The sequence below is a fragment of the Nocardia sp. NPDC055165 genome, from assembly GCF_053606985.1.
The window spans coordinates 192,505-216,190 of sequence record NZ_JBSGSS010000002.1 but is presented as its reverse complement, the minus strand read 5'-3'; the positions used below and the strand labels follow the sequence as shown (position 1 = coordinate 216,190).

Genomic DNA, 23,686 nt, shown 5'->3' with positions numbered 1-23,686 from the left:
GAGTTCCGTCGTTCCGGCATCAGGTAGTGCGCTACGCGTGTTCCGACGGAGATCGCACGCAACCATATGAACACCAGAATAAGTTGCAGTAAACCTGACGCGGGAGTGGGCCAACTATGACGGTCGAGTCGGTAGTCCAACTCCGTGTCCACGGTGTATCGGGAACTCCGCCCGAAGCGATGCTGCATTACCCGGCCGAGCTCATCGACCGGGTCAGCGGCGACTCCTTGGCAGGCACCTATCGGCGACGAGACAACTCCGCCACTGACGCGGCGACAGATCCGAGCCGCAACGTAGAGGCGTATTCGTGGGGCGCGCTCACGTCGGGGAAGGCAAGTAGAGGGCTCTGGCTGATGTTTATGCCCTTCATCCTGATCAACTTGGCTCACTGGATGGTGCCGCCTGCCAAGGCTGGGTCTCGGACGACCACGACTGCCGCCGGAGCGTCCGTGCGGCTTTTACGATTGATTGGACTAACGCTAACGCTCACTCTGATGCTCGCGTCTGTCCTTCTGGCGGTCGACCTGGTGGGCTGGCAGTGCGCAGCTATGCCGCGCTGCGGCGCTGGCCTCGGCCCGCTGCGTTTTCTTGTCGATCGGTCAGTGGGCATGCGCTTGTTCTGGACCTCACTGCCTGTCGCGGCGTTGGTGGGCCTGCTGCTGTGGTTCGGTAGAGGCAATCCTGCAGCCGGCGGCGCTCCTCCGCCTGCAGCTGAGGTTCGCAGCGACGCTGTTCCCCTTGAGGATTCCCACTTCTGGAAGCCGGATGCGTCGGTAACCCGCTTGCGGCGGTGTCACGTCACGGTGTGGCTGTCCGGTTTGGCATGCGTGGTCCTATTGGGGGCCAGATCGCAAGTCGACGCAGACGTTCGCCGTCCTTTGACGTGCTTGCTCGTACTCAACGCGGCGATATTTGTCCTAGCCGCGTTGGCGGTGTTCAGCTCACGCGTCACCGGCCGCGGCGGCAAGGGCGCACCCCCCGCGGTAGGGGTCACTCTCAGAGTGCTGCAATGGCTGTCGGTCGTCGCCCTCACCGTCGCGCTCGTCGTCGTCGGTCGCGCGAGTGTCGAATACGATGTCGCACAACCTATGTCGCTTCCTTACCTGTACAGCGCCATCTATCTGCTGCTAGCCGTTCAGGTAGCGCTTATCGCCTCGTTGTTCATCTCAACCGCAGTGTCGCGATGGTGGCCCGCACCGCCCCCGGCGGCTCCAACCGACGCGTCAGAGACCACCGTCAAAGGATTTCGGCCCACCCTGTGGGGGTTCGCATCCTTTTTTGTTGCCGGCATCGCGTGGCTCGTCGGGGGTGGATTCAGTGCCGGCGTCGGATTGTTCCTTGCCCAGTTCCTCGGCAACCCTGTCTCCTCCACCGTACGAGCGCAGTGCGAGACGCAAATCGTCGATGACCTCGTGGCCGGGAAAACGAATCTGCCAGCGGTGTGTGAAGGGCTCTCGCATTCGAAATGGCCTTCCAGCGTGGGCTTCGAGGATCAGGTGCAAGCCACCTCGGCCGATGCAGCTCTAATCATTCCTCCCGCCTACATCTGGGCAGCCATTATCTTTTTCGGTCTCCTCTTGATGCTGCTTTTCATCGTGGTCGTCGTGCGGGTGAAAATCCTGGAACCCCGAACGGCGGCTGCACTGAAAGAGGTACCGAAAGACTACAACCTTCCACCTGCTGAGCCCGAAAAGGCGAAAGGCCGCCAGGCACGTGCGCGAGCGATCGCAGAGAAGCGAGCATTTGCTTCTATGGCCGACCTGCTGCCGACGATACTCGCGGTGATGACCGGACTTGCGCTTCTGGCGTTCGCCGCGGTGTTGGTCATGTTTTGCGTGGACGGGGAGGCCGCGCTGCAGCGGACGCTGCCTGGCACGACTGTCGCCGTCGCTCTCTTCTCGGGCGCCGCCGCGGGACTTGTCGGACTGGCATTGATGGCATACCGCAACCGGCAGGCGCGTCGGACCGTCGGAATCATATGGGACGTTGCCACATTCTGGCCCCGCGCCAACCACCCGTTGACGCCGCCCTGTTACGCGGAGCGTGCAGTCCCCGAGCTGCGTCTGCAGCTGTGCCAGCACATGGCGGCCTCAGTCACGCAGCGGGTCATCGCCGCCACCCACAGTCAGGGCGCCGTCATCGGCGCGGCGACCATGCTGCAACTGCCCGAGAACGTCCGGCAGCGGATTGCCTTGCTGACCTTCGGGTCGCCGTTGCGGCGGCTCTACGCCCGAAACTTCCCGGCCTACTTCGGCCTGAGGGCGATGACCCGACTGCATACCGTGCAACCTCGCTGGATCAACATATGGGTTTTCAGCGATCCTATCGGTGGGTGGATCTTCAACGACACCAACGCCAGTTTGGCAGCTGCAATACAGCTTGTGGACTATCGCATTCCAGATGCAGAAACGCTCGATACTGGCCCTCGTGATCAAAAGCCAGCAATCTGCGCGCATTCCGGATTCGCAGACCGGACCGAGTATCAGGATGTCATTAGGGCTCTCCATAACCAGCTAGTGGAACCTGACAACCAGCTGGTGGAACCTGACGATTGATGCGGTTCACAGCAACAGCCGCATCGTGAGGATCGTCAGGATTTCGTCGCGCCTTCTACACATCTGCGCCTGGGTGGCGGGCTATGAGCTCCTAACAGGTTCTGTCAGGTAGCGACGAGTCCTGTTGTAGTGCACGATGTTTCGTCGTGGCAGCGCCGTGGATCGTGGACGACCGGCTGTGGGCAGTGATTGAACCGCTACTGCCGGTCAAGGCGCCGGGAACGCCGGGACCGGCAGCGGAATCCGTGTCCCGTCAACTGCCCTGGCCCGTTCCGCCCAGTCCTCGCAGCCCTGGTCGAACTGGCCCGCAAACACAACGGCAAGTTTGACCACTGGGGACGGTCGCTGCCTCGCCAACGGCGATGGATCGCGTCGGACCTTCTGTCAGTGGAAGGCGCTCTGCGGCGCGCGCCAAAGCGGGGTCTGCGATGGCGCTAGACATCGACTGGTTATGGCGGCATCAGGGCTTGCTCGCGCGCCAAGGATGAGTGGCTGATCGCCCACGGCGCCCGGACGGTTGACCAATAGCCGGACGCTGGAAGCTGTTGATTGCGCCCCACAGAAACAGCACAGTTTTGACCGGAATCAGTGGGAATTCATGGGTATCGTTGAGAAATTTCGATTCTCGAAACATGTTGATGCTGAGCGCTATTGGGCAGCAATGGGTGCGATCTGGACAACTGGAACGCGCGCCAGGTGGTCGCAGGTTCAAATCCTGTGAGTCTGGTAGGCCAGCACTTCTGTCTGGGTCCGGGCTGTTGTCCAGTTCTGCAACGCTGCTGATCGCCATCAGTTCGAACTTGCTGGTGTGAGGTCGGCGATGCCTCGCGCGGGTGGGCGACGAAGATCTGTGCGGCCCGAGCGGTCCGGTCGTTGTCGGCGGTCAGCTGGTCGGGTGTCTCGCGCAACCGAGATCCGCGCGGACTCTCGCCGATACATTTTGCAGACGAAGAAGGCCCCGATCAGATGATCGGGGCCTTCTTTGCGTGTCCGGAGGGGGACTTGAACCCCCACGCCCTAATACGGGCACTAGCACCTCAAGCTAGCGCGTCTGCCATTCCGCCACCCGGACTTGCTGGTGTGCCAAAAGATTATCCGACGCGCCGTCGGAAACCAAATCGCCTAGCTGACCTGCTGTTTGTTCAGGTTCTGCACTCGGCGCTGAGATCAGACCGACGAGGGATACCGGGGGGTCCGCGGTGTGGTTCGGCGTTGGTCTGCGCCCGGCGCCGTCCAGGTGTCGGTTGGGCCACCGTGAAGCGACCACTCCATCGCGTAGCCCAGGTCGGGAGGCCGACGGATAGCGTTCGGTCGCTCTTGACGGTTCGGAATCCCGAGCGTAATTTACCAATCAGTCAATTCTACCTGTGACTATCGGTAACACACACATGTGGCTCTCACCGGCAGGCGCGGGCCCGGCCGTCCAGCGAAGGAGCAATGGCGCTCATGGAACACCCCACGGCATTCACTCAGCACCCCGCAGCCGACCGTCGATCGCGCGTACTCGATCGTCTCGCACGCCCGATACTGGACGCAGTCCTGCCACGAATCGACTCGCGCGTCCTGGATTCGACCAGGCCGTTCAGGACACCGGAGATGATGCGACCGCACGCCGAGTCCCGGCGGTGGGCATGGACGCACTACGGAGTGTTCCTCCCCGAGCTACCCGGCCCGCACCGCTACCTGAACACGATGACCTTCATCGGCGCGACTGGTGCACTGGCCTTCGACAACGACTATCTCGCCGCCGATGACGCCCGCGACACGGCCACCGTCCTGTCGTCTACTGCTGCCGAGGGGCAACACCACTACCGCGCCTACGACACGGGACGCGACTGCTCTTTCGCTGCCGACGGCTCCCGTCTCGATTGGGGCCGCGAGCTGAGCATCACCGGGGCGTATCCCTATTTCCACGTCCGCGGTCAGTATGACGATTTCGACGTGAGCCTCGATATCCGAGCGACGGACCAGGTTTCGTGGTTCGTCCGCACCCCCTTCTACGACCACCTCAGCCTGTTCGCGACCGCCACCGGAACCCTGACCGACAAGACCGGCACGGTCGCCATCGAACAGACGTTGTGCACGTTCGAATACGCCCGTTGCATGTCGCCGCAATCGGTTACGGCACAGGCGCTTCCGACACAACGCAAGCTCCCCGTCGACTTCTTCACCTACCAGATCATCAACCTCGACAGTTCGACGCAGGTGCTGCTCACCGAGGTTCGTGCCGCCGGCGCGGTCGCGTGCCTGCTCGCACATGTGCGGTGCGTCGACGGGACAACGCGGGTGTACGACGACGTCGCCATGACGATCCTGTCCTATCAGCCGAAACCGCTGATAGATCCTCGCGGCCGCCCGATGCGCGTCCCGCAACAACTGCGCTGGCGGGTGCGCGATGCGGCGGGTGCGGAGGTCCTGACATTCGACGCCGAAGTCGACAGCCCGCTCCGCTACGGGCACGGCCGCGGCTACGTCGGCGCCTACACCTACCGAGGAACCTGGCAGGGCCGACGTTCGGTCACGGGAAGCGGCTACCTGGAGTGGATCGACTGCGAACCGGGGCAGTGACCACGGCACACTCCAGCATCGTTGTCTCGACCTGAAAATTCACCGCGATTCGGCATCCACGGCGTCGCGCGACGCCGTGGAGCTGTCCGGTCCCTCAGGGCGCGTCCAACACGCTTGCCGGAACCCCGTAGGGCAGAAACCGCACCCGCCGACGATCGTCGGTGTTGTCACGATGTGCGCGTAAAGCCTCGAGCTCGGTCGGAAACACCTGGTCGACGCTGGCCTGACCGGTGTCGTCGATGCTGAAGATCGCCCACACCCCGCTGCCGGTGTCACCGGTGGTCTCGCCCTCTGGCATCGGCGGACGTGGCTGCTCCGGCTGGAAGAACTGACCGAACAGCGACGTCAATGAACCGACGTCGGCACGATCGACGTGGCTCAGATAGTCACCAGCTTTTCCGAGCAGGTCGCGCAGTTCGGTTCCTGCCTCACGCAGCGCGCGTTCGAAATCTTGCGGATCGATGCCGAAAGGTTCATTGGTAGCCATCGCATCTGCTCCTGGGGACGAGTTGGGTGCTCCGTTCCTCAGTGTCCTCGCGAAACGTCGACTTCGCCACGACGACGGTTCCGAGCTCATGGCGTCGGTGTCTGGCGCGCCGTTTCGATAATCACCTCGTTATAGGCGATGACCACCCGCCCCTCCTGCGTTGGCACCTGTGTCGTTGCGCGTGCTCCGAGAATCTGGATGCGAGCTACGACATCAGGGGAGATATCGGACACGACGATGGTCAGGGTGTCGCGTGCGTCCGGGTGAGTCGCACAGTGCTGGATCCAGTCGGCGAACTCCGGCCCGAGCTCGTCACCTCGAACGATGTAGCCTTCGCCGCCGACACGGCCTGGGCGAAATCCCCCGATCGCTGTCGCCCACCCCATGATCTCGTCCAACGCGATCGTGTACCAGGCTGCGCCGACGCTCGTGAGGAATTGGGCCAGTTCGTCGTCGCAATCGTGCCTCGACATGTGTGATTCCCCTCGTCGCTGCCATGAACATTTCGGATGACAGTCAGTCGAACCTGATTCATTATGGGCGGGGAGATTCGAGGGGGAGTGCGGTGGGAACAGCAGTCGACTACGAGATCTATGTCCGGCCCGCGGAGGTCGAGCATGCACTGCAGATATTGGCCGATCGAGCCGCTCGACCGCTGCAGGTCGCAACGAAGGTGTTGTTGCCCGACCGACGGCAAGTGGACCTGCCCTATCGCGTTGGCGGAATCGTCGACCGGTCGTTCGTTGATTGCAGGAGGGGCAACGACCTCGATCTCTTGCTGGCGATGCGAGTCGACGTCGACGAGGAGATCGCCCACCGGTACAAGCTTTTCGAGTGGGTCATGTTCACTGAGATCGAGGGGAAGTTCTACCGCTACCGAGACGATCTGAGCGCCGATGAGATGGTGGACCTCTTCGAACTCACCGCCGAGGAAGAACTCGCGCGGGGCGCCCTCGTCACGACTGGGACAACGCAGGTAAACGTGCGACTGAAGGTCCAGTTCGCCAGTCGGCTCGTCCCCTCGTGCGCACGAATACGCGTCTTCTCATGGTCGACCTCGACGCACTTCCTGTTCAGTCGTTCCCCCGCGTTCCATCGGATTTTCGCCGAGCTCGCGCGCGCCACGGATGCGGTGGGCTGGATGTATGGCGTCGAGCCTGACGACGAGAAGATCGTGTACTGGCTCAACGGCGAACCGACCGGTCGAATGGCCGTGCCGGGCAAGAGATTCGCGAACCTCGGCGAACTGGCCGATGCAATGCGACCCTCAGCCATGGACGAGCCGGCGGATCGCTGATGCTGCGTACCCGGAGCGTTCGGTCGGGTCACCCAGCGCCAGAGAATCGGATTGGTGCGAAGTCTCCGTTTGCCGCCGACGATGCAGTTGCGGCCGTCGGAGCGGGGTGCGAAGTGGGCCGTCGGACCACCAGCTGTCGAGCGCACGCGACTGCTCAGCCGTGCTGTGAAACCGCACCGCTTTGACGCCGCCACATTTCATAGTTCCCGCATTCCGCCGTGATCTCAGCCGTCGCCTGAGCTGCGGTGAAGAAGTCGTCAGCCAGCGGTGAGGTGCGCGATGCCGCCATCGCGAGGTACACCTGGTCGGGCGCCAGATCCGGGACGGGCACGTAGCTGATGTCCGGACGTGAGTAGAACACGGTCTCCGAACGCCCCACGAACGAGATTCCGCGGCCCGCCGCGACGTGTTCGAGCTTCTCCTCCACGCCGCGCACCCGAAGCCCTGAGTCGGGGAGCGGGCGCGTGGTGGGCTGCGTGCTCGCGTCGGCATGCCAGATCAGCGGCTCACCGGCCAGGTCGGCCTCGGAGACCTCCTCCTTGCCTGCCAACCGATGATCGGCGGGCAGCACCACCATGAGCGGCTCGGTGTAGAGCTGAGTCAGGCGCAGACCGGTCTCGTTGATGGGCGGCCGCACATAGCCGACGTCGACGCGGCCGTCGAGCAGCATCGGGGCCTGGTCGTCCCATTCCATTCGCTGCACGTCCACGACCACGTCCGGATGCTGAGCCTCGAACGCCCGCGCCGCTGGGATGACCGGAATGCCGGCCCGAAAGCCGACCACCAGCCGATGGCTGCCGCGGGCGGCGACGGCCACCCGGCGCCGGACCGCGTGCGCGGAGGCGAGCAGCGGACCGGCGTCGGCCAGCAGTTGTCGGCCCGCGTCGGTCAGCGCTACGCCGTGGCGATCTCTGGTGAACAGTTCTGCGCCGAGATCGTGTTCCAGCGCACGGATCTGCCGACTGAGCGCCGGCTGCGCGATGTGCAGCTCATCGGCGGCGCGGCCGAAGTGCAGCCTGTCGGCGACGGCGGCAAAGTAGCGCAACTTGCGCAGATCCAGATCCATGGCGCCTCCTGGTCCGGTGATGCCTCCAAGGTATCACCACGGCTGAAATGGGTCTTGGACGCCAACTCGACTCAGTGGCATCGTTCATGGGGCGCAAGCGAATTCGGAATCGAACCAGAATTCGGACGTCAGTGATCGGTCCCCTCCATCGCGTCATTCGACGGCATTGACGAGCGCAACAAAAAACCGAACTGTTTCGGATACCGATCAATTCAAGGGAGTTATCGTGGGAAAGCTCGATGGCAAGGTAGCGGTAATCACCGGCGGATCCACCGGCATGGCGCTGGCCGGCGCCAAACTGTTCGTCGAGGAAGGAGCGCACGTCTTCATCCAGGCCCGGCGGCAGGAAGCACTGGACGCCGCCGTCGAGCTGATCGGACGCAGCGTCACCGCCGTCCAGGGTGATGCGTCCGATCTGGACGACCTGGACCGCCTGTACGACACCGTCAAGCGGGAAAAGGGCTCGATCGACGTGCTGTGGGCCAGCGCCGGGATGGGCGAACCCGCCGTCCTCGGCGAGATCACCGAGGAACAGTTCCACCGCTCCTTCTGGCTCAATGCGCGCGGCACCCTGTTCACGGTGCAGAAGGCGCTGCCGCTGATCAACGACAACGGCTCGATCTTCATGACCGGATCCAACGCCTCCCTCGGCGCCTTCCCCGGCTGGAGCCTCTACGCCGGAAGCAAAGCCGTCCAACAGGCTTGGGCCCGCGTCTGGCTGAACGAATTGCGTGACCGCAAGATCCGGGTCAACGTCCTGACCCCGGGCCAGGTCGCCACCGCCAAACAAGAAGAATTGTTCGACGAGGCCACCAGGGCCGAATTCGAGTCGCTCATCCCCCGCGGGAAAATGGGCCGCCCAGAAGAAATCGCCACCGTCGCACTATTTCTCGCGTCCGACGACTCCAGCTATGTCAACGGTCTGGAACTGGTCTCCGACGGCGGCACCACCGCCATCTGAACCACACGGCAACGGGGTAGGCCACTGGGATTTCGCCCTCGGCGTCGGCGAGTTCACCGGCTGAGCCCCGGTCCGAGCAGTTCGATTCAGATCAGAGAAGGACGGACACATCCATGAGCAGCATCAGTTTCATCGGTCTGGGAACCATGGCCCACGCCATCGCCACTCGCGCGGTCGCCGGCGGCAACATTGTGGAGATCCTCGGCCGCGACTCGGCCAAGGCCGAGGGCTTGGCTGCCGCGCTAGGCGGCGGTGCCACGGCCGGGACATTCGGCACCGTCCCTGCCGGCGACATCGTCGTCCTCGCAGTGCCGTACACCAGCGCGGTATCGGTCGTCGCCCGGTATGGGGATGCACTGGCAGGCAAGGTCATCATCGACATCACCAATACCTTCAACGCCGACGCCACCGGGCTCGTCACTCCGGACGGTACGTCCGGTGCGCAAGAGATTGCCGAGGCCGCCCCCGCGAGCGCGCACGTCGTGAAGGCGTTCAACACCGTCTTCGGTCACATCATCGCCCAGGGCCGTCCGTTGGACGTGTTCTTCGCCGGAGATGACGCGCGGGCCAAGGCCGGCGTGTCGGCGTTCATCGAGAGCCTGGGACTGCGTCCCTTCGATGTCGGCGGACTCGAGATGGCGCGCTGGCTGGAAGGGGTCGGTCCACTGCTGATGGGCCTGGCCCGCCACGGCGTGGGGAGCTTCGACGTCGCCCTCAGCGTCGACATCGCCGACTGAGTGGGCGCGCACCGCCATTTCTTCCGCCGCATCACGCACAAGGAGCAATAACATGCGCGTTTTCGTCACTGGCGGGACCGGTCATTCCGGTTCGTACATCATCCCCGAACTCGTCACCGCCGGGCACGAGGTCACCGGCCTGGCTCGGTCGGACACGGCCGCGGCCGCCTTGTCCGCGCTCGGCGCGAAGGTACGTCGCGGCGACCTGGAGGATCTCGACGGGCTCAAAGACGCGGCCGCGGATTCCGAGGGCGTCATTCACGTCGCGCACCGGCAAGACCTGCTTCCCTCGGGCGGGCTCGACGCCGTGGCCGCCGCGGAACTCCCGATCATCCTCGCCTACGGCGAGGCACTCGCGGGAACCGGAAAGCCGCTGGTCGCGGCGGGGAGCATCGGCTCAGCCGGGAACCTGGGCCGGCCGGCCACCGAGGAGGACCCGGCCCTTCCGGGCGGCGAGGAGTACAAGGGCACCCTGCGGGTTCGCAACGTCGTGGAAACCGCCGTAATCGACCTCGCTGAGCAGGGAGTGCGGTCTTCGGTCGTGCGGTTTGCCAACATCGCGCACAGCACGACCGATCGTGGCGGGTTCCTCGTGCAGCTGATCGCGCTGGCGAAGGAGAAGGGTTTCGTCGGCTACCCCGGAGACGGCGCGAACCTGTGGAACGCCGTGCACGTCCGCGATATCGCCCCCGTGTTCCGCCTGGCTTTGGAGAAGGGGCCGGCCGGCAGATACTGGCACGCGGTAGGGGACGGGGCCATCCCACTCCGGGATATCGCCGAGGCCATCGGCAGCCGACTGGGCCTGCCTGTCGTGAGCATTCCCTCGGACGTGCTGATGGTGCCGGGATACTTCGGGTTCCTCGCGAACATAGTCACGCAGAGCTACCCGGCGTCCAACCTCATCACCCGCCGGACCCTCGGCTGGGAACCCACTCAGCCCGGCCTGCTCGCCGATTTGGACAACGGCCATTACTTCCCCGGGTAGGGAGCCTGATCACAAGGACTGCCACACGATCGGGTGGCACCACCCACACTGAGTCGTGAGTTCGCTGTGGCGACGCGGACTTTCAATCTGCTGCGTCGCGACATCCATGGAAATCGAAGTCTGTTGTGAAAGGACAGGAAAGACTGCTCCACCCGCCATTTTGCTCCAACCCGACCGACGTGAGCAGGGGTGCGTAACAAACGTCTCACCCCAGCGCGTGGTACCACCTCAACACCCCCGATGGCCGGAGGCGCGGCGTCGGGTGCCGTCTGGCCATGGTGCGCAGCTCGAAAGGGCGACGTGAATGTTGTCTCCCACCTTGATCAGACATGGTTGCGCCGTCAGACCGGCCATGGGCGCCCGGCGGCGTGCACATGGTCGGAGGCTGAGGCGGGTCGGCTAGATGTCGGAAGCGTAGGTGCAGAAGTGATCCACGACTTCGACGAGAAGGCGGTGGACGCTTCGCACCGAAGATAGAACGGGGCAGACCAGCGAAGGCGGGCGAGTTCGCGGCGTTCCGTTGCTTCGCGCTCAACGGCACCGATCGCCGCAGCCCTGTCGTGCAGGATGCGGCGATCGGCGGCAACATTCGCTGGCACAACCAGCACGCCCGCCCGACCCGAAACTTCGCTGTCGGTGCGAAGATCCGGCGGTCAATTACCCAACCAAGGTCGACTGATGCGGCACTAGATGATTCCTAACCCGGCTGTCGAGTTGTACAGCAACCAGTCGTACCAGAGCTGATACCGCGCCTGTGGCGCCTTGGTCTCCAGCATTCGATCCGTGCTGTCCTTGCGGCCGGAGCTGACCCATACGCTGTCGTACGAGCCGATGTGGGCAGTGACAGTGAGGGGCCGGAATACAGTGTCCCGCCATCCCGAGGAAATGTAGTCGATCAGCTCACCGAATACCCAGGCGGAAATGGTTCCGACCACCAGCCCGAACGGCCCTCCGATGGTCGTACCCACCTTGACCAGAGCGTCCTGAACCTGCTTCTTGATCTCCTTCGTGACCCGATCCAGAAATGTTTGCATAGCCTTACCATTGTCTCGTTCGACTAGCACGAGTGTCACGAGATAGGCCTTGGGGAAGGAATTTCCGCGCTCTGTGATATCGAAATTCGTGAAGGTTCGCGGGGGATTGTAGTGCTTGATTTCCTTATTGTTGAAACTCCCGAGTTTGATCGGCTTGATTGTTTTTGTGTCACCGCTTTCATCGACGGATGTACCACCGAGCCACATGTCGTCTTCGCCGATGTGACCGCCGAACGGGCTGTTGGTCTCGTTGGCGCAGCGGATCTGGGTCACCCGCAGCAGGAGGCTATCCGACCGCGTCGCTCGAGCGGGTGCATGCTGGGGGATCATCCCGCGCAATGTGCCGAGGAACGCCGGATTTTGCAGTTTCGCGAGGTCCGCGGCGGAGAACTTCAGGTTGGGGATGGCGAAAGCGGAGCCTTGCGCGGCGATCGGAGTCCGTGTCTGCAGATCGACCCCGGCCAGTTCCCCGAGATGCGCCGTGCGGATCGCGGTGGTATTCACCCGCTGGATAGCGGCGACTCCGGCGGCGGCCCGCTTCTTTTCGGGCATGGTGTCGAACCAGCCCGCCAAAATATTCTCGGCGGAATCTCGTTGAGTGGGCAGCGGGAACCGCGCTGCGTCGGCAGCGTGTGCGGCGACTTTATCTGCCGCCAGTTCGAGCTGGTGAACCACGCGCTCGCCAATTTTGCGCAGTTTCGGATCGATGATATCGCCGAGCTGCGAATCGATGCTGTTGATGGCCATGTCGATTTCCTTTCGTGTTTCATCACTTCGATGAGAACTCGACACTATGTATGAATTCTTTGGCGCACTTCGGTGCTGACACCGAAAAGGGCACCGTGGTAGCCCGGATGCGGTCGGCGCGTTCGCGACACATGCTGCTGTGGAGGTGATGAACGGCTGCAGTCAGTAGCCCGTGGGTAGATCGAAGGAAGTGCCCCGGATGTGCGGAATCAACGACAATTCGAGGTCGACGGTGGAGCGGGAGCGCACGGCCGTCATCGATGCGGTCGACTATCTGCGGCCGCGGATAGCCGCGGCGCAAGATCCGCGCGTCGTGTGGTGGCCGAGCTCGATGGCCGAGGAACGGGAGACGCGCCTCACGATCGGACTGATCGAAGGCGGCTTCGATCAGTCGGTTGCCGACCTGGACGGCGCCGGCGTCACCGTCCGGTGGTTCGGTGGCGGACGGACCGCCCCACTGTGGTTCCGCGAACACGGGGCCTTCTCCGCATCGCTGTTGGTCGGACAGGGCATATTTCGGCTGCGCGGAACCGTGCCACGTGCGCGCCTGAACGTTGCCTGCACCGCGTCAGCGGACGGCGTCATCCGGCCCGATGATGTCGCCACCGCCATTCGATGGCTGACGTCTTCGGGTGCAGACGTGATCGTGATCCCGCTGGGCCAGCCCGACGCTCATGCCGGACTGATCGCCGCGCTGCGGGCAGCGACGCACGCCGGGATCGCGGTGATCGCGGCAGCGGGCAACTCGGCAGCAGGACCGATCCTCTTCCCGGCGAGTGACCCACGATGCCTGGCAGTCGGGGCATGCACCGCGACTGGTGCGCTGCTACCTGGTTGTGTGAGCGAACCGCGGGTGGACCTGTTCGTACGCGGCGACCGGGTCCGCGCACCTGTCCGCGGACGGTTGCTGCGAACCCGCAGCGGGACCTCGGTCGCGTGTGTCCTCGCGGGAGGGCTCGCGACTACTTTGATGACCGAATACGGTCGGACTGCTGCGATCGAGTACATGGCGCGGCGGAGGAAATCAGTTAGGGATTGAAGTCGCCGATCGCTCGCGGCAACCCAGTTCGGCAAAGCGGCGTCGCTGGGCTACAGGCCCGCGCCACCTAGAAATCAGCTGACATCGACGCGAAGCTCGCCAAGCTGACCGCGGTACGTGACACATTGCGCGCCGCCCTTGCCGCAGGCTTTGATGACCTGCTCGCATGTAGCGAAAGCCCCACCTGCCCAGTCTCTTTGGACGATCTGAACCGCAAATCGAGTACGGGAGACAGCGGCTGTGGCTACTGAATCGATCACGAGGACGGTCATCGTATTCGGGCTCGGTCTGCGGGTACGCCACCACGATCACAGCATCCTGAACCGGATATCTAGGCTCTGCCCATGACCGTGGTGCGCTCGATCCTGCTGTTCGTTCTTGCTGCAATCGCCGAGATCGGCGGGGCTTGGCTGGTCTGGCAGGGCGTGCGTGAGAATCGTGGCTGGGCATGGATCGGCGCCGGAGTCATCGCCCTGGGGATCTACGGTTTCGTCGCAACGTTGCAGCCCGACGCCAACTTCGGACGCATCCTCGCAGCCTATGGTGGCGTGTTCGTCGCCGGATCACTGTTGTGGGGGATGGCGCTGGACGGCTTCCGTCCCGATCGGTGGGACGTAGTCGGCGCGGTGATCTGCCTGGTCGGTGTCGCGATCATCATGTACGCGCCCCGCGCCGCTTGGTCGGCTTCTCAGTAGCAAGACACATCGTCGGCGCAATCGGTAGATGGACAGATTTGCTGGGTAGGTCCGGGGAAACCGTCGGGGTACAGCCTGCCTGAAATCAACAAGGCAATGAGTACGTGCCGCAAGTTCATCGCCGCTGGCAACCAGGTGCTGGCCGATCGGATCCGTGAGGCTATTCAGCAGTAGGAGCGGCTCGCCCGCAACAATTTTCGCGGTGCTCGCCTAACCTGCTGCCCTGACCTTCCGGCCTGGCGATGTCGCCGCACCTCGGCCTTGCCTCATGCGCTTCCGAACCACCTGAATGCCACCAAGTCGACCGGCGACCCAATGCCGGAGGAGCCGAGCTAGACCGATATTCATTGCAAGGGAACCGAATTCACCTTTGCGGCGTCTAAGTCGTTGAAGGGGTTCCCACGCCGAAGGCGTCGAAGAACTCCAACGGCGCAACAACTCGACAGGAGTCGACTCGTGCTGATGACCTACGACGCGGAGGCGACGCCGCGATGACCTATCCCCAAAGGCCTCGCTAGCTAGCTCAACCAATTCTGTTGCACCGCAACAACAGGCACAACTTGCGATGCCCAAGCGGCAGGAGCCCGCAATGACCACCGCCGACCCGTACCGGCCCACCCCCGCCCGACTGCACAATGCGATCCTGGGTGGGAAGGACCGCTACGCGCCTGACCACGCGCTGGCCACCAGCCTGGCGGCGAACAAGATCACGCCCGCGATCACCGAATCACGTCGCTTCATCCTGCGCGCGGTCGAGTACCTGATCGACCAGCACGGGGTTTCCCAGTTCGTCGAACTGGGCTGCGGCTACCCGCACGCCCCGAACATCCACGAAATCGCGGGAGACCGGAACGACGACCTCACCCGAATCCTCTGCATCGACAACGACCCCGTTGTCGCCGCCTACGGCCGTGCCCTGCTGACCGGACCGAACCGCTTCTTTACCGATACCGATCTGACCGACACTTCGGCGGTCCTCGGCGACATCATTGCCGTGATGGACACAGCCAGGCCGATCGCGGTGTTTGTGTCGGGGACCGCGGAACTGATCAGTGACGCTCCCGCGATGGTCACGGCGTTGACCGACCGCCTTGCTTCCGGGACGTGGATGGTGTTCACCCACATCACCGACGACGTCCACACTCACCAGATCCACTCAGCCACTCAAGTTTTCCGCAGTGCGGGCATCGCCTACCACGCACGCGGGCGCGACGAGATCACGGCCATGCTCACCGGGTACCGACTCGTCACACCCGGCCTGGTCGCCCCACACCGGTGGCGACCCGTCCCCGGCACCGGGGTACGCGCACTCTCCACCACGCCGCGACACCGCGCGGCGTCGGATCTGAGTGCTTACGCTGCAGTGGGCCGACTCCACCGATGACCGCACCGCGTTCACCGTCTCTGCCTCGCGCCCAACGAGATCGGGACGACAGTAGGCGCGAGGACGCCCGGGCGGCGTCGGCGTCAAATGGTGACAACGATTTTGCCGGTGTGGTGGCCCTGTTCCAGGTAGCGGTGGGCGGCGACGATGTCGTCGAGGGCGAACACGGTGTCGATGATGGGGCGCAGGGCGCCGGTGCGGATGCCGGCGGTCAGGAATGCGGTGATGCGGTGCACGGCCGCCGGGTCGAGGGTGTGCTCGAAGCTCATGTACCGGATCATGGTGATGGGGCTGGCCGGATACGGTGCCGGCCGGGGATCCAGCCAGCCGACGGTGATCAGCCTGCCGCTGAATCGCGTGGCCGCATCGGCGAGTTCGGCCAGGCCGGGACCCATGACCGAGTCCAACACGATGTCAGCGCCGATGCCGTTGGTGTGTCGGTGTGTGGCCTCGACGACATCGTCGCGGTCGGTGACGATGACGGCGACGGCACCGGCATCCAGCAGGGTGCGTTCTTTTGCGGCGCTCCGGGTGACGGCCAGGGGGATGGCGCCGATCTGGTTGGCGATCTGGATGGCGGCCAGGCCCACACCGCTGGAGGCTGCGGTGATCAGGACATGGTCGCCGGGTTGCATCCCAGCCTTTTCGACGAGCGCGCCGTAGGCGGTGGAGTACGCCACCCACAACGCTGCTGCGCTGATGGCGTCCAGGCCGGCGGGCCTGGCGACGACCCGGTCGGCGGGGAGGACGAGGTGTTCGGCATAGGTCCCGTTGGTGTCCATGTCGGGCACGGCCGTGACGATGACCGCATCACCGGTGGCCCATCCGGCGACTCCCGAGCCGAGGGCGTCGATCGTGCCGGTCGCTTCGATGCCGAGGCGGGCGTGTGGCAGGCGGATCGGTCGCGGTGACATGCCCGCGCGGATCATCTGGTCGAGTCGATTGATACCGACGGCTTCGACCTTGATCCGCACCTCGCCGGGGCCGGGGTCGCCGACCGGTTCGTCGACGATCTGCAGGACTTCGGGGGTGCCGGTCGCATCGAAGACGACGACTCGTGACATGGGGGCTCCTGACCGCTCATCTATTTCTCGTACAGTCGTACTATGAATATAGATAGTACAGTCGTTCTAGGAATGTCAATCGTGGTGGATCGGGAGGCAAGTGATGGCAGGACGTCCGGTCGACTATCAGCGCAGGGACGAATTGCTCGACGCGGTAGTGGATTACATGGTCGAGCACGGGCTCTCCGAGCTGTCGTGGCGGCCCGTCGCCGCCGGCCTCGGTGTCTCGCCGACCACGCTGGTGCACCACTTCGGCACCAAGGAGCAGATGCTCCAGGTCGTCCTCGAGCGGTTACGGCGGCGCATGTTCGCCGCCACCAGTGATGCGGCGGGTCCGCATCCCGACCTGGCGACGGCAGCACGCGCGGTCTGGACTCGAACCTCCGACCCACGCATGCAGGCGGAGTTTCGGCTGTTCTTCGCCGCCTACGGCCGCGCCCTGCAAGCCCCCCGGCACTTCGCGGACTTCCTCGACCACGTCGTCACCGATTGGATGGCCGCTTTACGCGAGGCGCAAATACCGGACACCGATGCCGAGACCGCCACCCGCACAGCCACATTGGTGATCGCGACGATTCGCGGACTGCTGCTCGACCTACTCACTACCGGCGACCGGAACCGGGTCCAGGATGCTGCCGAAAGCTTCCTGAGCGCCCTCGAACGCCGACCGTAACCCTCGCCAACCCCTTGTGCGGCAGGACGGCAGGTGGCGCGAAGGTTGGAATGGATCGCCAGCACCGGTAAGGGCGAACTCCGGGACCTCAGGTTACAGGCGTTGATCCGCGCGCACTGTGGCCAGTACCTTCCAAGCCTGTAGTGCCGCACCGAGATCGCGTACTGCGGCAGGGTCGGTGAGGGAGCGGCCGGTGAGTTTCTCGATGTGGCGGAGGCGGTAGCGCACTGTGTTCGCGTGCAGGTAGAGGCGTTCGCCGGTGGTGGCCGCGGAACCGCCTGCGGCGAACCAGGTTTCGAGGGTTTCCAGGAGGCGGTGGCGGTCGTCGTGGGGGAGGGCGAGTACCTCGTGTAGGCGCAGGTCGACCATGCGCGCAGCCTCCAGTGGCGCGGCGGCGACCACCATGCCCAGCGGATTGTCGTCGAATCGGGCGACGCCGGAGGTGTGATCGCCGAGGCCGACCACCGCGAGCCGGGCGAAATGCAGCGCCTGCGGGGTGTCGGTGAGTGACTCGTACGGTGGGCTCATGCCGACGCGTGCTCGAAATTTGCGCAGCGTGGCCAGCGTGGTGGACTCCTGATTCGCCGGGAGCGCGAGAACGCCGATCTGCTGATCCGGGCGGAGTCGCCAAGCGGAGATGATCTGCGCACGGCGCAACTCGGTTTCGATGCCGGGCAGCGCCTCCCGGCCCGCGGCGCTGACCTCCGCGGCGACCACCACGTAGCGTCCCCGCGGCGGCAGCCCGAGAACGCGCGTGGCCTCGCCGAGAGTGGCCGGGTCGGCGATGACGCCGGTGAACAACGCCTCGACCAGCACCGACCGCTCGTGCTCGCGTTGCAGCACGAGTTCTGAGCTCATCTCCCGGTAGGCGGCCGCGACGGCGACGGAGTACTCGCCTGCCAGCGCCCACACCTCGGCCGCCAGATCGACGAGGACGGCGTCGGTGACCGCCGGGTGACGTCGGGCCTCGGCGACCAGTTCCGACCACAGGAATTCGAAGCCGATCCGGAAGGCGTGCAGGGTCTCGGCCAGCGGCACACCCTGCTGGGCGCGCAGCCTGCCGGTTTCCTTCGGCGGCTCGGGATCCACCGGTTCGGCGGTGGTGAAGTGCTGGACCATCAGCGTCAGATTGCGGGTGCAGGAGGTGTGGATCGTGGCGAACGGAACCTGGTTCTCGTTGCGGTAGGTCTCGAGTTCGTCGACGAATCGCCGGGCCAGCTGTAGTCCGAGATCGTCGATGCGCGCGAGCAGTGCCGCGGCGACGTCGACGATCGGGCTCGGTGGCGATGTTCGGACCATTTCCGCAGCTTACCGGGGGTGCGGTTGTTCCCGCGGACAATGCTTTCGCGGCGATGTTGTCCGGCGATCCATGGGATCGCGGTCACAGCGGTGCGACGATTTTCGCGTTGTCGACCGCTTTCGTCCCCGAGGATCTGCCGATGCCCGCTCTGAGCGAGAACCTGCTCCACTCCGCGCTGCGCCACCCGAACCAGCCTGCGCTGCGCTCGGGTACGACCGTGCTGACCTACGCGGAACTCGAGGAGCGCACTGCTCGGGTCGCCGCCTTTCTGCGCGAGCGTGGGATCGAGCCAGGGGATCGGGTGGCGCTGATGCTGCCGAACGTGCCGGAATTCGTCGTGCTGTACTACGGCATCCTGCGATCCGGCGCGGTGGTCGTGCCGATGAACCCGTTGCTCAAATCGCGCGAAGTTGCCTATTACCTGCGGGATTCAATGGCGGCGCTGTTGTTCGACTGGGTCGACGGGCCCGGTGAAGGTCCGCATGGCGCGCAGGAAGCCGGGACCACGGCGCTCACCATCGACGCCGACCTCCTGGCCGAACTGCTCGCCGGGCACGACCCCCGCCGCGACGATCGCTCGATCACCGCCGAGGAACCGGCCGTGATCCTCTATACCTCCGGCACCGCCGGCACGCCCAAAGGCGCCGCGCTGTCGCATTCCGGGTTGGTTCACAACGCCGACGTCTATTCCACGACCGTGCTCGATATCGGCGCCGACGACGTGATCCTCGGCTGCCTGCCGCTGTTCCACACCTTCGGCCAGACCTGCGCGATGAACGCGGCGATCCGCAGCGGCGCCTGCCTGACCCTGGTGCCGCGCTTCGAGCCCGCGGCGGTCTTCGAGGCGATCGCGCGCGACGGTGTGACGGTGTTCGCCGGTGTGCCGACGATGTATTCGGCGCTGCTGCACGACCCCGGCGCCGCCGAGGCCGATGTCTCGACCTTGCGCCGCTGCGTCTCCGGTGGCGCCTCGCTGCCGGTGGAGCTGTTGCACGGCTTCGAACAGCGTTTCAGCTGTGTGATTCTCGAAGGATACGGGTTGTCGGAGACCAGTCCGGTGGTCGCGTTCAACCATGTGGGACAGCCACGCAAACCAGGCTCGATCGGTACGCCGATCCGCGACGTCGAGGTCGAACTCGTCGACAGCATCGACGGAATCGGCGAGATCGTGGTGCGCGGCCCCAACGTGATGCTGGGGTACTGGCGCCGACCCGCCGACACCGCCACGGCGATACCTGAGGGCTGGTTTCACACCGGTGACCTTGCCCGTCGCGACGAGGACGGCTACTTCTACATCGTCGACCGCAAGAAGGACATGATCATCCGCGGCGGCTACAACGTGTATCCGCGCGAGATCGAAGAGGTGCTCTACGAGCATCCCGAGATCACCCAGGCCGCGGTCATCGGGATCGCCGACGCGCATCTGGGCGAGGAGATCGTGGCCGCCGTCGCCCTACGCGTCGGCTCGACTACGACCGGCGAGCAGATCCAGGAATTCGTCCGGGATCGGGTCGCGGCCTACAAATACCCGCGGCAGGTGTGGCTACTCGACGCCCTGCCGACCGGGCCGACCGGCAAGATCCTCAAACGCGCCATCACCGGTCCGTGAAATCCACTGTCGCACAACACTGTCCGCACATCACACAGGAGTGATCCATGTTCAGCTACCCCAGCAGTGACGGCACCACCATCCACGTCCGGCCCTGGCTGCCCGCCGGCGACGACGTCACCGGCGTGGTCCAGATCGCGCACGGCATGGGAGAACATGCCGCGCGCTACAGCCATCTCGCCGAACGTCTCGTGGCGCTCGGCTACGCCGTCTACGCAGCCGACCATCGCGGACACGGACACAGCATGGCCGGTGCACCCGGTGACCTCGGCGACAACGGCTGGAATCTGCTCGTCGAGGACATGGCGGCGCTCACCACGATCCTGCGCGAGATCCATTCCGATCGGCGCGTGGTGTTGTTCGGGCACAGCCTCGGCTCGTTCGCGGTCCAGCAGTACCTGCTCGATCACGATGCGCTGGTCGATGCCGCGGTCCTGTGCGGTACCACCGCGGTGGATGAACTGTTCGCCGAGATCGCCGCTGCCGACGGCGACCTGCTCGCCCTGTTCAACCGGGAGTTCCAGCCGACCCGCACGCCCGCCGACTGGCTCAGCCGCGACGAGGCCCAGGTCGATGCCTACCTGGCCCATCCGTGGTGCGGGTTCGAGATCGACGCGGTGAATATGGCGTCGCTGGCGAAGCTGGGCAACGAACGGCTCGCCCGGCCCCGCGGCATCCGGACCGACCTGCCGCTGTATGTCATGGTCGGCGGCAGTGACCCGCTCAATGACGGTGCGCGACTGAGTGATCTGCAGGTGCGGCGTTACCGCGACGCGGGGCTCAGCGACATCACCTACCGTGTGTACCCGAACGCCCGCCACGAAATCCTCAACGAGATCAATCGCGACGAGGTGGAGAACGAACTCATCGCGTGGATCTCGCGGGACCGCGTTCCGGCGATCTAGGTGCCGGCGCGTCGATCCGAACGACCACGGCACTTCGATGTCGAGATCGATACCGAAGTGCCGTCGTGGTCGGTCGGGGGCGGAACTCAGTGCGCAGCAGCGACTTCCGGTGCGGAAACCACGCTGAGCAGAGCGTCGACGACGGTGTCGATCAACGCGTCGGCGCGTTCGGGCGACAGGAGTCCGTCGATGTAGCCGAGATTCAGCGACAACGCGTCGGTGCCGTGACCGACGGTCAGCATCATCAGACCACTGATCGACATGCCGGAGACGACTTCGGCGCCGGAGACCTCCCAGTTGCCGATACGGGCAGGGAAGTCACGAGTGTCGACGAAGGTCAGGCACAGATTGCCCGGCCCGCGGGCGTCCAGCAGGCCGACCACCTTGTCCGGTTGCGCCGGTGTCTTGGGCAGCATGAATCCGATTCCACCCAGGTTGGCCAGGTGCTGGCGCTGTTCGATACGACTCGCGAAGTCGGTGGCGAAGTCGGTGGCCGTCTGCCACAGCGGTTGTCCCGCCGGTGTGGGAAGGGCGATCATCGCCTGGTAAGCGCCGGTGTGGGTGGCGTCGAGCGGTCGCTCGAGCTGCTCGCGGAACAGTACCGAGACACCGACCGGGAAGTGGGCTCGCGGTGCACCGGCGTCGTTTCCGGCGGCGCGCGCGAGTGCGGCGGCGACCAGACCCGACAGTGGTACGTCGCGTGTGGCGCAGGCGTCGAGGAGTGCCTGGTACTGGGTCCCGTCCACCACTCGCCGCGTCAGCTTGGTGAAACGCTGCGTGGGCGCAACTTCGGTGCCCGCGCTGACTCGCACCGGCTTGACCCGCAGATCGCGCACCCCGTCGGCCGCCAGCCGGGCGATGGCCTTGCGCTTGCCTCGCCAGCCTTGGAAAGGCCGGGGGAACAACGCTTCCGGCGCGGGTGGCGCGGGCACTTCGGCAACCCAGCCGCCGGTTTCGGCGGCGAGCTCGAGCACCTGCCGGGCGAACGACAGCACGGTCACCGCGTCGGCGATGGTGTAGGTGGAGGTCAGCACGAGGTCGTGGACGTCCGGTGCGACGGTGATCAAGGTGGCGCGCAGCAGCGGTGCCTCTGCTTCGAATCGTGTCCGCAATTCGGCGTCGACCTCGGCGACCCAGTCCTCGGATATCACCTCGCGCAACGGAATCGGGGCAATCGCGACCGGGACGAAGCGTGGATTGCGGCCGTCATCGCTGCGCACTTCGGCATGCAGCATCGGATGCCGCCGAGTCAGCGCGGCCAGACCGGCACGGACCGTATCGGCGTCGAGGTCGCCGGTGACGCGCACTCGCGAGACGATGTGCAGCGGCGCCACCTGATCCACGGTCCAGTGCCAGCGTTCCAGCGTGGACAACGGCCGCGGCAGCGCGGCGACCGGCTCGAGGTCGCCCAGCCCGGGCCACGTCATCGGTTCGGCGAGACTGGCCTGCAGTTTCGCTTCGGCGCTCTTGACGATGAAGCCGTCGCGAACGACGATCAGCGCACGATTGCGGGTCTGTTCGAGGCGGCCCAGCTTGCGGGATCCGTCGACGAGCATCGTGGTGCGCGGAATCCGCCGCTGTTCGTAGACCCGCAGTCCGGCCGCAGCGTCGTCGTGGGTGGCGAGCGCGTGCGCGAGCACCACCGCGTCCTCGATCGCCGAGTTCGCGCCCTGGCCCAGGCTGGGCAGCATCGGGTGGGCGGCGTCGCCGAGCAGGGTCACCCGGCTGCTGCCCCACGCGGTCAGCGGCGGGCGGTCCTGAGCGGGCAGTGCGAGAATGTCCGATTCCGGTGTGGCGGTGATGATCTCGGTGATCTCGGGCGCCCAACCCGTGAATCTGGCGAGCAGATCGTCTTTGCCGTGCGGCCAGTCCGCGGCCTGCTCGGCGGTGGTGGTCAGGGTGGCCCACCAGTAGACATTGCCGTGTCCGATGTCGTGGATGCCGAAGCGCATGCCCCTGCCCCAGTAGTGGATCGAGGCGCCGGGCTCGATCGCTGGGTGCGCGAACGGCACCAGCGCCAGCCAGCACACGAACTTGCCCGGCCGCGGAGCCTCGGCGCCGTGCAGCTGGGCGCGGATCGCGGAGTTGATTCCGTCCGCGCCGATCAGCACATCGGCGCTCAGGGTGCGGCCGTCGGTGAACTCGACCTGCACCGCGTCGGCGGTCTCGGTGAACGCGACCGCCTCGGCGCCGAGCTCTACCCGCAGGTCGTCGCCGCAGGCTGCCAGCAGCACGTCGTGGAGGTCTTTGCGGGCGAGTGCGACCGCGGGAGCGCCCAATTCGGCGTCGATGCCGGACACGTCGATGCGTCGCATGTCCGAACCGCCGGGCCGGCGAAAGGTGAACGATCGCGCCTGTGCGCCCGCTCGGAGCAGTTCCTCGTCGATGCCGAGATCGAGGGTGCGCAGGGCGTTCATCGCGTTCGACTGCACTGACAGACCGAATCCGGCCGCGCGCAGTTCCGGGCCGCGCTCGCACAGCACGACATCGATTCCGGCCCGGCGCAGGGCCGCGGCGGCGGTGAGACCGCCGATGCCTGCGCCGACCACTAGTGCCGACTTCACGGGTGAGTTCACTGGA

Annotated in this window: 19 protein-coding genes and 1 tRNA gene; 12 read left to right on the top strand and 8 right to left on the bottom strand. The window is 65.1% G+C overall.

Features of this window, described 5'->3' with window-relative positions; translation table 11 throughout:
• Positions 1-116: 116 nt before the first annotated feature.
• The gene (locus tag ACWFRF_RS04995; RefSeq protein WP_379314821.1) at positions 117-2,555 is read left to right on the top strand and encodes a hypothetical protein; all 2,439 of its coding nucleotides are present in this window, start codon (positions 117-119) and stop codon (positions 2,553-2,555) included.
• Between the two features lie 987 nt (positions 2,556-3,542).
• Here ACWFRF_RS04995 and ACWFRF_RS04990 read toward each other — a convergent pair.
• Positions 3,543-3,627: transfer RNA gene (locus tag ACWFRF_RS04990), tRNA-Leu, on the bottom strand.
• 524 nt (positions 3,628-4,151) lie between these two features.
• Between ACWFRF_RS04990 and ACWFRF_RS04985 the strand changes: the two genes are divergently transcribed.
• A complete protein-coding gene (locus ACWFRF_RS04985) occupies positions 4,152-5,123 on the top strand; it encodes a DUF6670 family protein (protein WP_379318424.1) in 972 nt (323 codons plus the stop codon).
• Positions 5,124-5,217: 94 nt separating this feature from the next.
• Here ACWFRF_RS04985 and ACWFRF_RS04980 read toward each other — a convergent pair whose 3' ends face one another.
• Both ACWFRF_RS04980 and ACWFRF_RS04975 read right to left on the bottom strand, forming a co-directional pair.
• Positions 5,218-5,610: a hypothetical protein gene (locus tag ACWFRF_RS04980; protein WP_378990417.1), complete on the bottom strand. Its 393-nt coding sequence runs from the start codon at positions 5,608-5,610 to the stop codon at positions 5,218-5,220.
• An 86-nt stretch (positions 5,611-5,696) separates the two neighbouring features.
• Positions 5,697-6,083: a hypothetical protein gene (locus ACWFRF_RS04975; RefSeq protein ID WP_379316926.1), complete on the bottom strand. Its 387-nt coding sequence runs from the start codon at positions 6,081-6,083 to the stop codon at positions 5,697-5,699.
• A gap of 92 nt (positions 6,084-6,175) precedes the next feature.
• Between ACWFRF_RS04975 and ACWFRF_RS04970 the strand changes: the two genes are divergently transcribed.
• Entirely contained in the window at positions 6,176-6,907 is a 732-nt protein-coding gene (locus tag ACWFRF_RS04970; protein WP_379316928.1) for a hypothetical protein, read from the top strand.
• 154 nt (positions 6,908-7,061) lie between these two features.
• Here ACWFRF_RS04970 and ACWFRF_RS04965 read toward each other — a convergent pair whose 3' ends face one another.
• A complete protein-coding gene (locus ACWFRF_RS04965) occupies positions 7,062-7,973 on the bottom strand; it encodes a LysR family transcriptional regulator (protein WP_452448981.1) in 912 nt (303 codons plus the stop codon).
• A 226-nt stretch (positions 7,974-8,199) separates the two neighbouring features.
• Here ACWFRF_RS04965 and ACWFRF_RS04960 point away from each other — a divergent pair, with 226 nt between their 5' ends.
• The 3 genes from ACWFRF_RS04960 to ACWFRF_RS04950 all read left to right on the top strand — a co-directional run bounded on the left by ACWFRF_RS04960 (position 8,200) and on the right by ACWFRF_RS04950 (position 10,656).
• Positions 8,200-8,934 carry an SDR family NAD(P)-dependent oxidoreductase gene (locus ACWFRF_RS04960; protein WP_378990413.1) on the top strand — a complete coding sequence of 245 codons (735 nt, stop codon included), beginning with the start codon at positions 8,200-8,202 and terminating at the stop codon, positions 8,932-8,934.
• A gap of 113 nt (positions 8,935-9,047) precedes the next feature.
• Positions 9,048-9,671, top strand: coding sequence for an NADPH-dependent F420 reductase (locus ACWFRF_RS04955; protein ID WP_379315261.1), 624 nt, complete (start codon positions 9,048-9,050; stop codon positions 9,669-9,671).
• Positions 9,672-9,723: 52 nt separating this feature from the next.
• Positions 9,724-10,656, top strand: a complete 933-nt coding sequence (locus tag ACWFRF_RS04950) for an SDR family oxidoreductase (RefSeq protein ID WP_379315260.1) — start codon at positions 9,724-9,726, stop codon at positions 10,654-10,656.
• A 686-nt stretch (positions 10,657-11,342) separates the two neighbouring features.
• Here ACWFRF_RS04950 and ACWFRF_RS04945 read toward each other — a convergent pair.
• Positions 11,343-12,437, bottom strand: a complete 1,095-nt coding sequence (locus ACWFRF_RS04945; protein ID WP_452448980.1) for a hypothetical protein — start codon at positions 12,435-12,437, stop codon at positions 11,343-11,345.
• Between the two features lie 199 nt (positions 12,438-12,636).
• Between ACWFRF_RS04945 and ACWFRF_RS04940 the strand changes: the two genes are divergently transcribed.
• The 3 genes from ACWFRF_RS04940 (at position 12,637) to ACWFRF_RS04930 (ending at position 15,555) form a co-directional block, all read left to right on the top strand.
• Complete coding sequence (locus ACWFRF_RS04940) at positions 12,637-13,476, top strand: S8 family serine peptidase (protein WP_452448979.1); 840 nt, start codon at positions 12,637-12,639, stop codon at positions 13,474-13,476.
• A gap of 344 nt (positions 13,477-13,820) precedes the next feature.
• On the top strand, positions 13,821-14,171 hold the full coding sequence (locus ACWFRF_RS04935) for a YnfA family protein (protein WP_452448978.1): 351 nt from the start codon (positions 13,821-13,823) through the stop codon (positions 14,169-14,171).
• Between the two features lie 589 nt (positions 14,172-14,760).
• Complete coding sequence (locus ACWFRF_RS04930; RefSeq protein WP_452448977.1) at positions 14,761-15,555, top strand: SAM-dependent methyltransferase; 795 nt, start codon at positions 14,761-14,763, stop codon at positions 15,553-15,555.
• A gap of 83 nt (positions 15,556-15,638) precedes the next feature.
• Here ACWFRF_RS04930 and ACWFRF_RS04925 read toward each other — a convergent pair whose 3' ends face one another.
• A complete protein-coding gene (locus tag ACWFRF_RS04925) occupies positions 15,639-16,619 on the bottom strand; it encodes a zinc-dependent alcohol dehydrogenase family protein (protein WP_452448976.1) in 981 nt (326 codons plus the stop codon).
• 103 nt (positions 16,620-16,722) lie between these two features.
• On the opposite strand from ACWFRF_RS04925, the gene ACWFRF_RS04920 reads away from it, so the two are divergent.
• Positions 16,723-17,292: a TetR/AcrR family transcriptional regulator gene (locus tag ACWFRF_RS04920; RefSeq protein ID WP_452448975.1), complete on the top strand. Its 570-nt coding sequence runs from the start codon at positions 16,723-16,725 to the stop codon at positions 17,290-17,292.
• Positions 17,293-17,385: 93 nt separating this feature from the next.
• Here ACWFRF_RS04920 and ACWFRF_RS04915 read toward each other — a convergent pair whose 3' ends face one another.
• A complete protein-coding gene (locus tag ACWFRF_RS04915; protein WP_452448974.1) occupies positions 17,386-18,591 on the bottom strand; it encodes a PucR family transcriptional regulator in 1,206 nt (401 codons plus the stop codon).
• A 140-nt stretch (positions 18,592-18,731) separates the two neighbouring features.
• Between ACWFRF_RS04915 and ACWFRF_RS04910 the strand changes: the two genes are divergently transcribed.
• Complete coding sequence (locus tag ACWFRF_RS04910) at positions 18,732-20,201, top strand: long-chain-fatty-acid--CoA ligase (RefSeq protein WP_452448973.1); 1,470 nt, start codon at positions 18,732-18,734, stop codon at positions 20,199-20,201.
• Between the two features lie 47 nt (positions 20,202-20,248).
• Positions 20,249-21,106, top strand: coding sequence for an alpha/beta fold hydrolase (locus ACWFRF_RS04905; RefSeq protein ID WP_452448972.1), 858 nt, complete (start codon positions 20,249-20,251; stop codon positions 21,104-21,106).
• Positions 21,107-21,192: 86 nt separating this feature from the next.
• Here the strand turns inward: ACWFRF_RS04905 and ACWFRF_RS04900 are convergent, their stop codons facing one another.
• Entirely contained in the window at positions 21,193-23,682 is a 2,490-nt protein-coding gene (locus ACWFRF_RS04900; protein ID WP_452448971.1) for an FAD-dependent monooxygenase, read from the bottom strand.
• Positions 23,683-23,686 lie beyond the last annotated feature (4 nt).

What these genes read in the sequence shown, in the direction of transcription:
- ACWFRF_RS04995 (WP_379314821.1), top strand. Translation starts at nt 117, where the DNA reads ATGACGGTCGAGTCGGTAGTCCAACTCCGTGTCCACGGTGTATCGGGA.
- ACWFRF_RS04985 (WP_379318424.1), top strand. Translation starts at nt 4,152, where the DNA reads ATGATGCGACCGCACGCCGAGTCCCGGCGGTGGGCATGGACGCACTAC.
- ACWFRF_RS04980 (WP_378990417.1), bottom strand. Translation starts at nt 5,610, where the DNA reads ATGGCTACCAATGAACCTTTCGGCATCGATCCGCAAGATTTCGAACGC.
- ACWFRF_RS04975 (WP_379316926.1), bottom strand. Translation starts at nt 6,083, where the DNA reads ATGTCGAGGCACGATTGCGACGACGAACTGGCCCAATTCCTCACGAGC.
- ACWFRF_RS04965 (WP_452448981.1), bottom strand. Translation starts at nt 7,973, where the DNA reads ATGGATCTGGATCTGCGCAAGTTGCGCTACTTTGCCGCCGTCGCCGAC.
- ACWFRF_RS04955 (WP_379315261.1), top strand. Translation starts at nt 9,048, where the DNA reads ATGAGCAGCATCAGTTTCATCGGTCTGGGAACCATGGCCCACGCCATC.
- ACWFRF_RS04950 (WP_379315260.1), top strand. Translation starts at nt 9,724, where the DNA reads ATGCGCGTTTTCGTCACTGGCGGGACCGGTCATTCCGGTTCGTACATC.
- ACWFRF_RS04945 (WP_452448980.1), bottom strand. Translation starts at nt 12,437, where the DNA reads ATGGCCATCAACAGCATCGATTCGCAGCTCGGCGATATCATCGATCCG.
- ACWFRF_RS04940 (WP_452448979.1), top strand. Translation starts at nt 12,637, where the DNA reads ATGTGCGGAATCAACGACAATTCGAGGTCGACGGTGGAGCGGGAGCGC.
- ACWFRF_RS04935 (WP_452448978.1), top strand. Translation starts at nt 13,821, where the DNA reads ATGACCGTGGTGCGCTCGATCCTGCTGTTCGTTCTTGCTGCAATCGCC.
- ACWFRF_RS04930 (WP_452448977.1), top strand. Translation starts at nt 14,761, where the DNA reads ATGACCACCGCCGACCCGTACCGGCCCACCCCCGCCCGACTGCACAAT.
- ACWFRF_RS04925 (WP_452448976.1), bottom strand. Translation starts at nt 16,619, where the DNA reads ATGTCACGAGTCGTCGTCTTCGATGCGACCGGCACCCCCGAAGTCCTG.
- ACWFRF_RS04920 (WP_452448975.1), top strand. Translation starts at nt 16,723, where the DNA reads ATGGCAGGACGTCCGGTCGACTATCAGCGCAGGGACGAATTGCTCGAC.
- ACWFRF_RS04915 (WP_452448974.1), bottom strand. Translation starts at nt 18,591, where the DNA reads ATGGTCCGAACATCGCCACCGAGCCCGATCGTCGACGTCGCCGCGGCA.
- ACWFRF_RS04910 (WP_452448973.1), top strand. Translation starts at nt 18,732, where the DNA reads ATGCCCGCTCTGAGCGAGAACCTGCTCCACTCCGCGCTGCGCCACCCG.
- ACWFRF_RS04905 (WP_452448972.1), top strand. Translation starts at nt 20,249, where the DNA reads ATGTTCAGCTACCCCAGCAGTGACGGCACCACCATCCACGTCCGGCCC.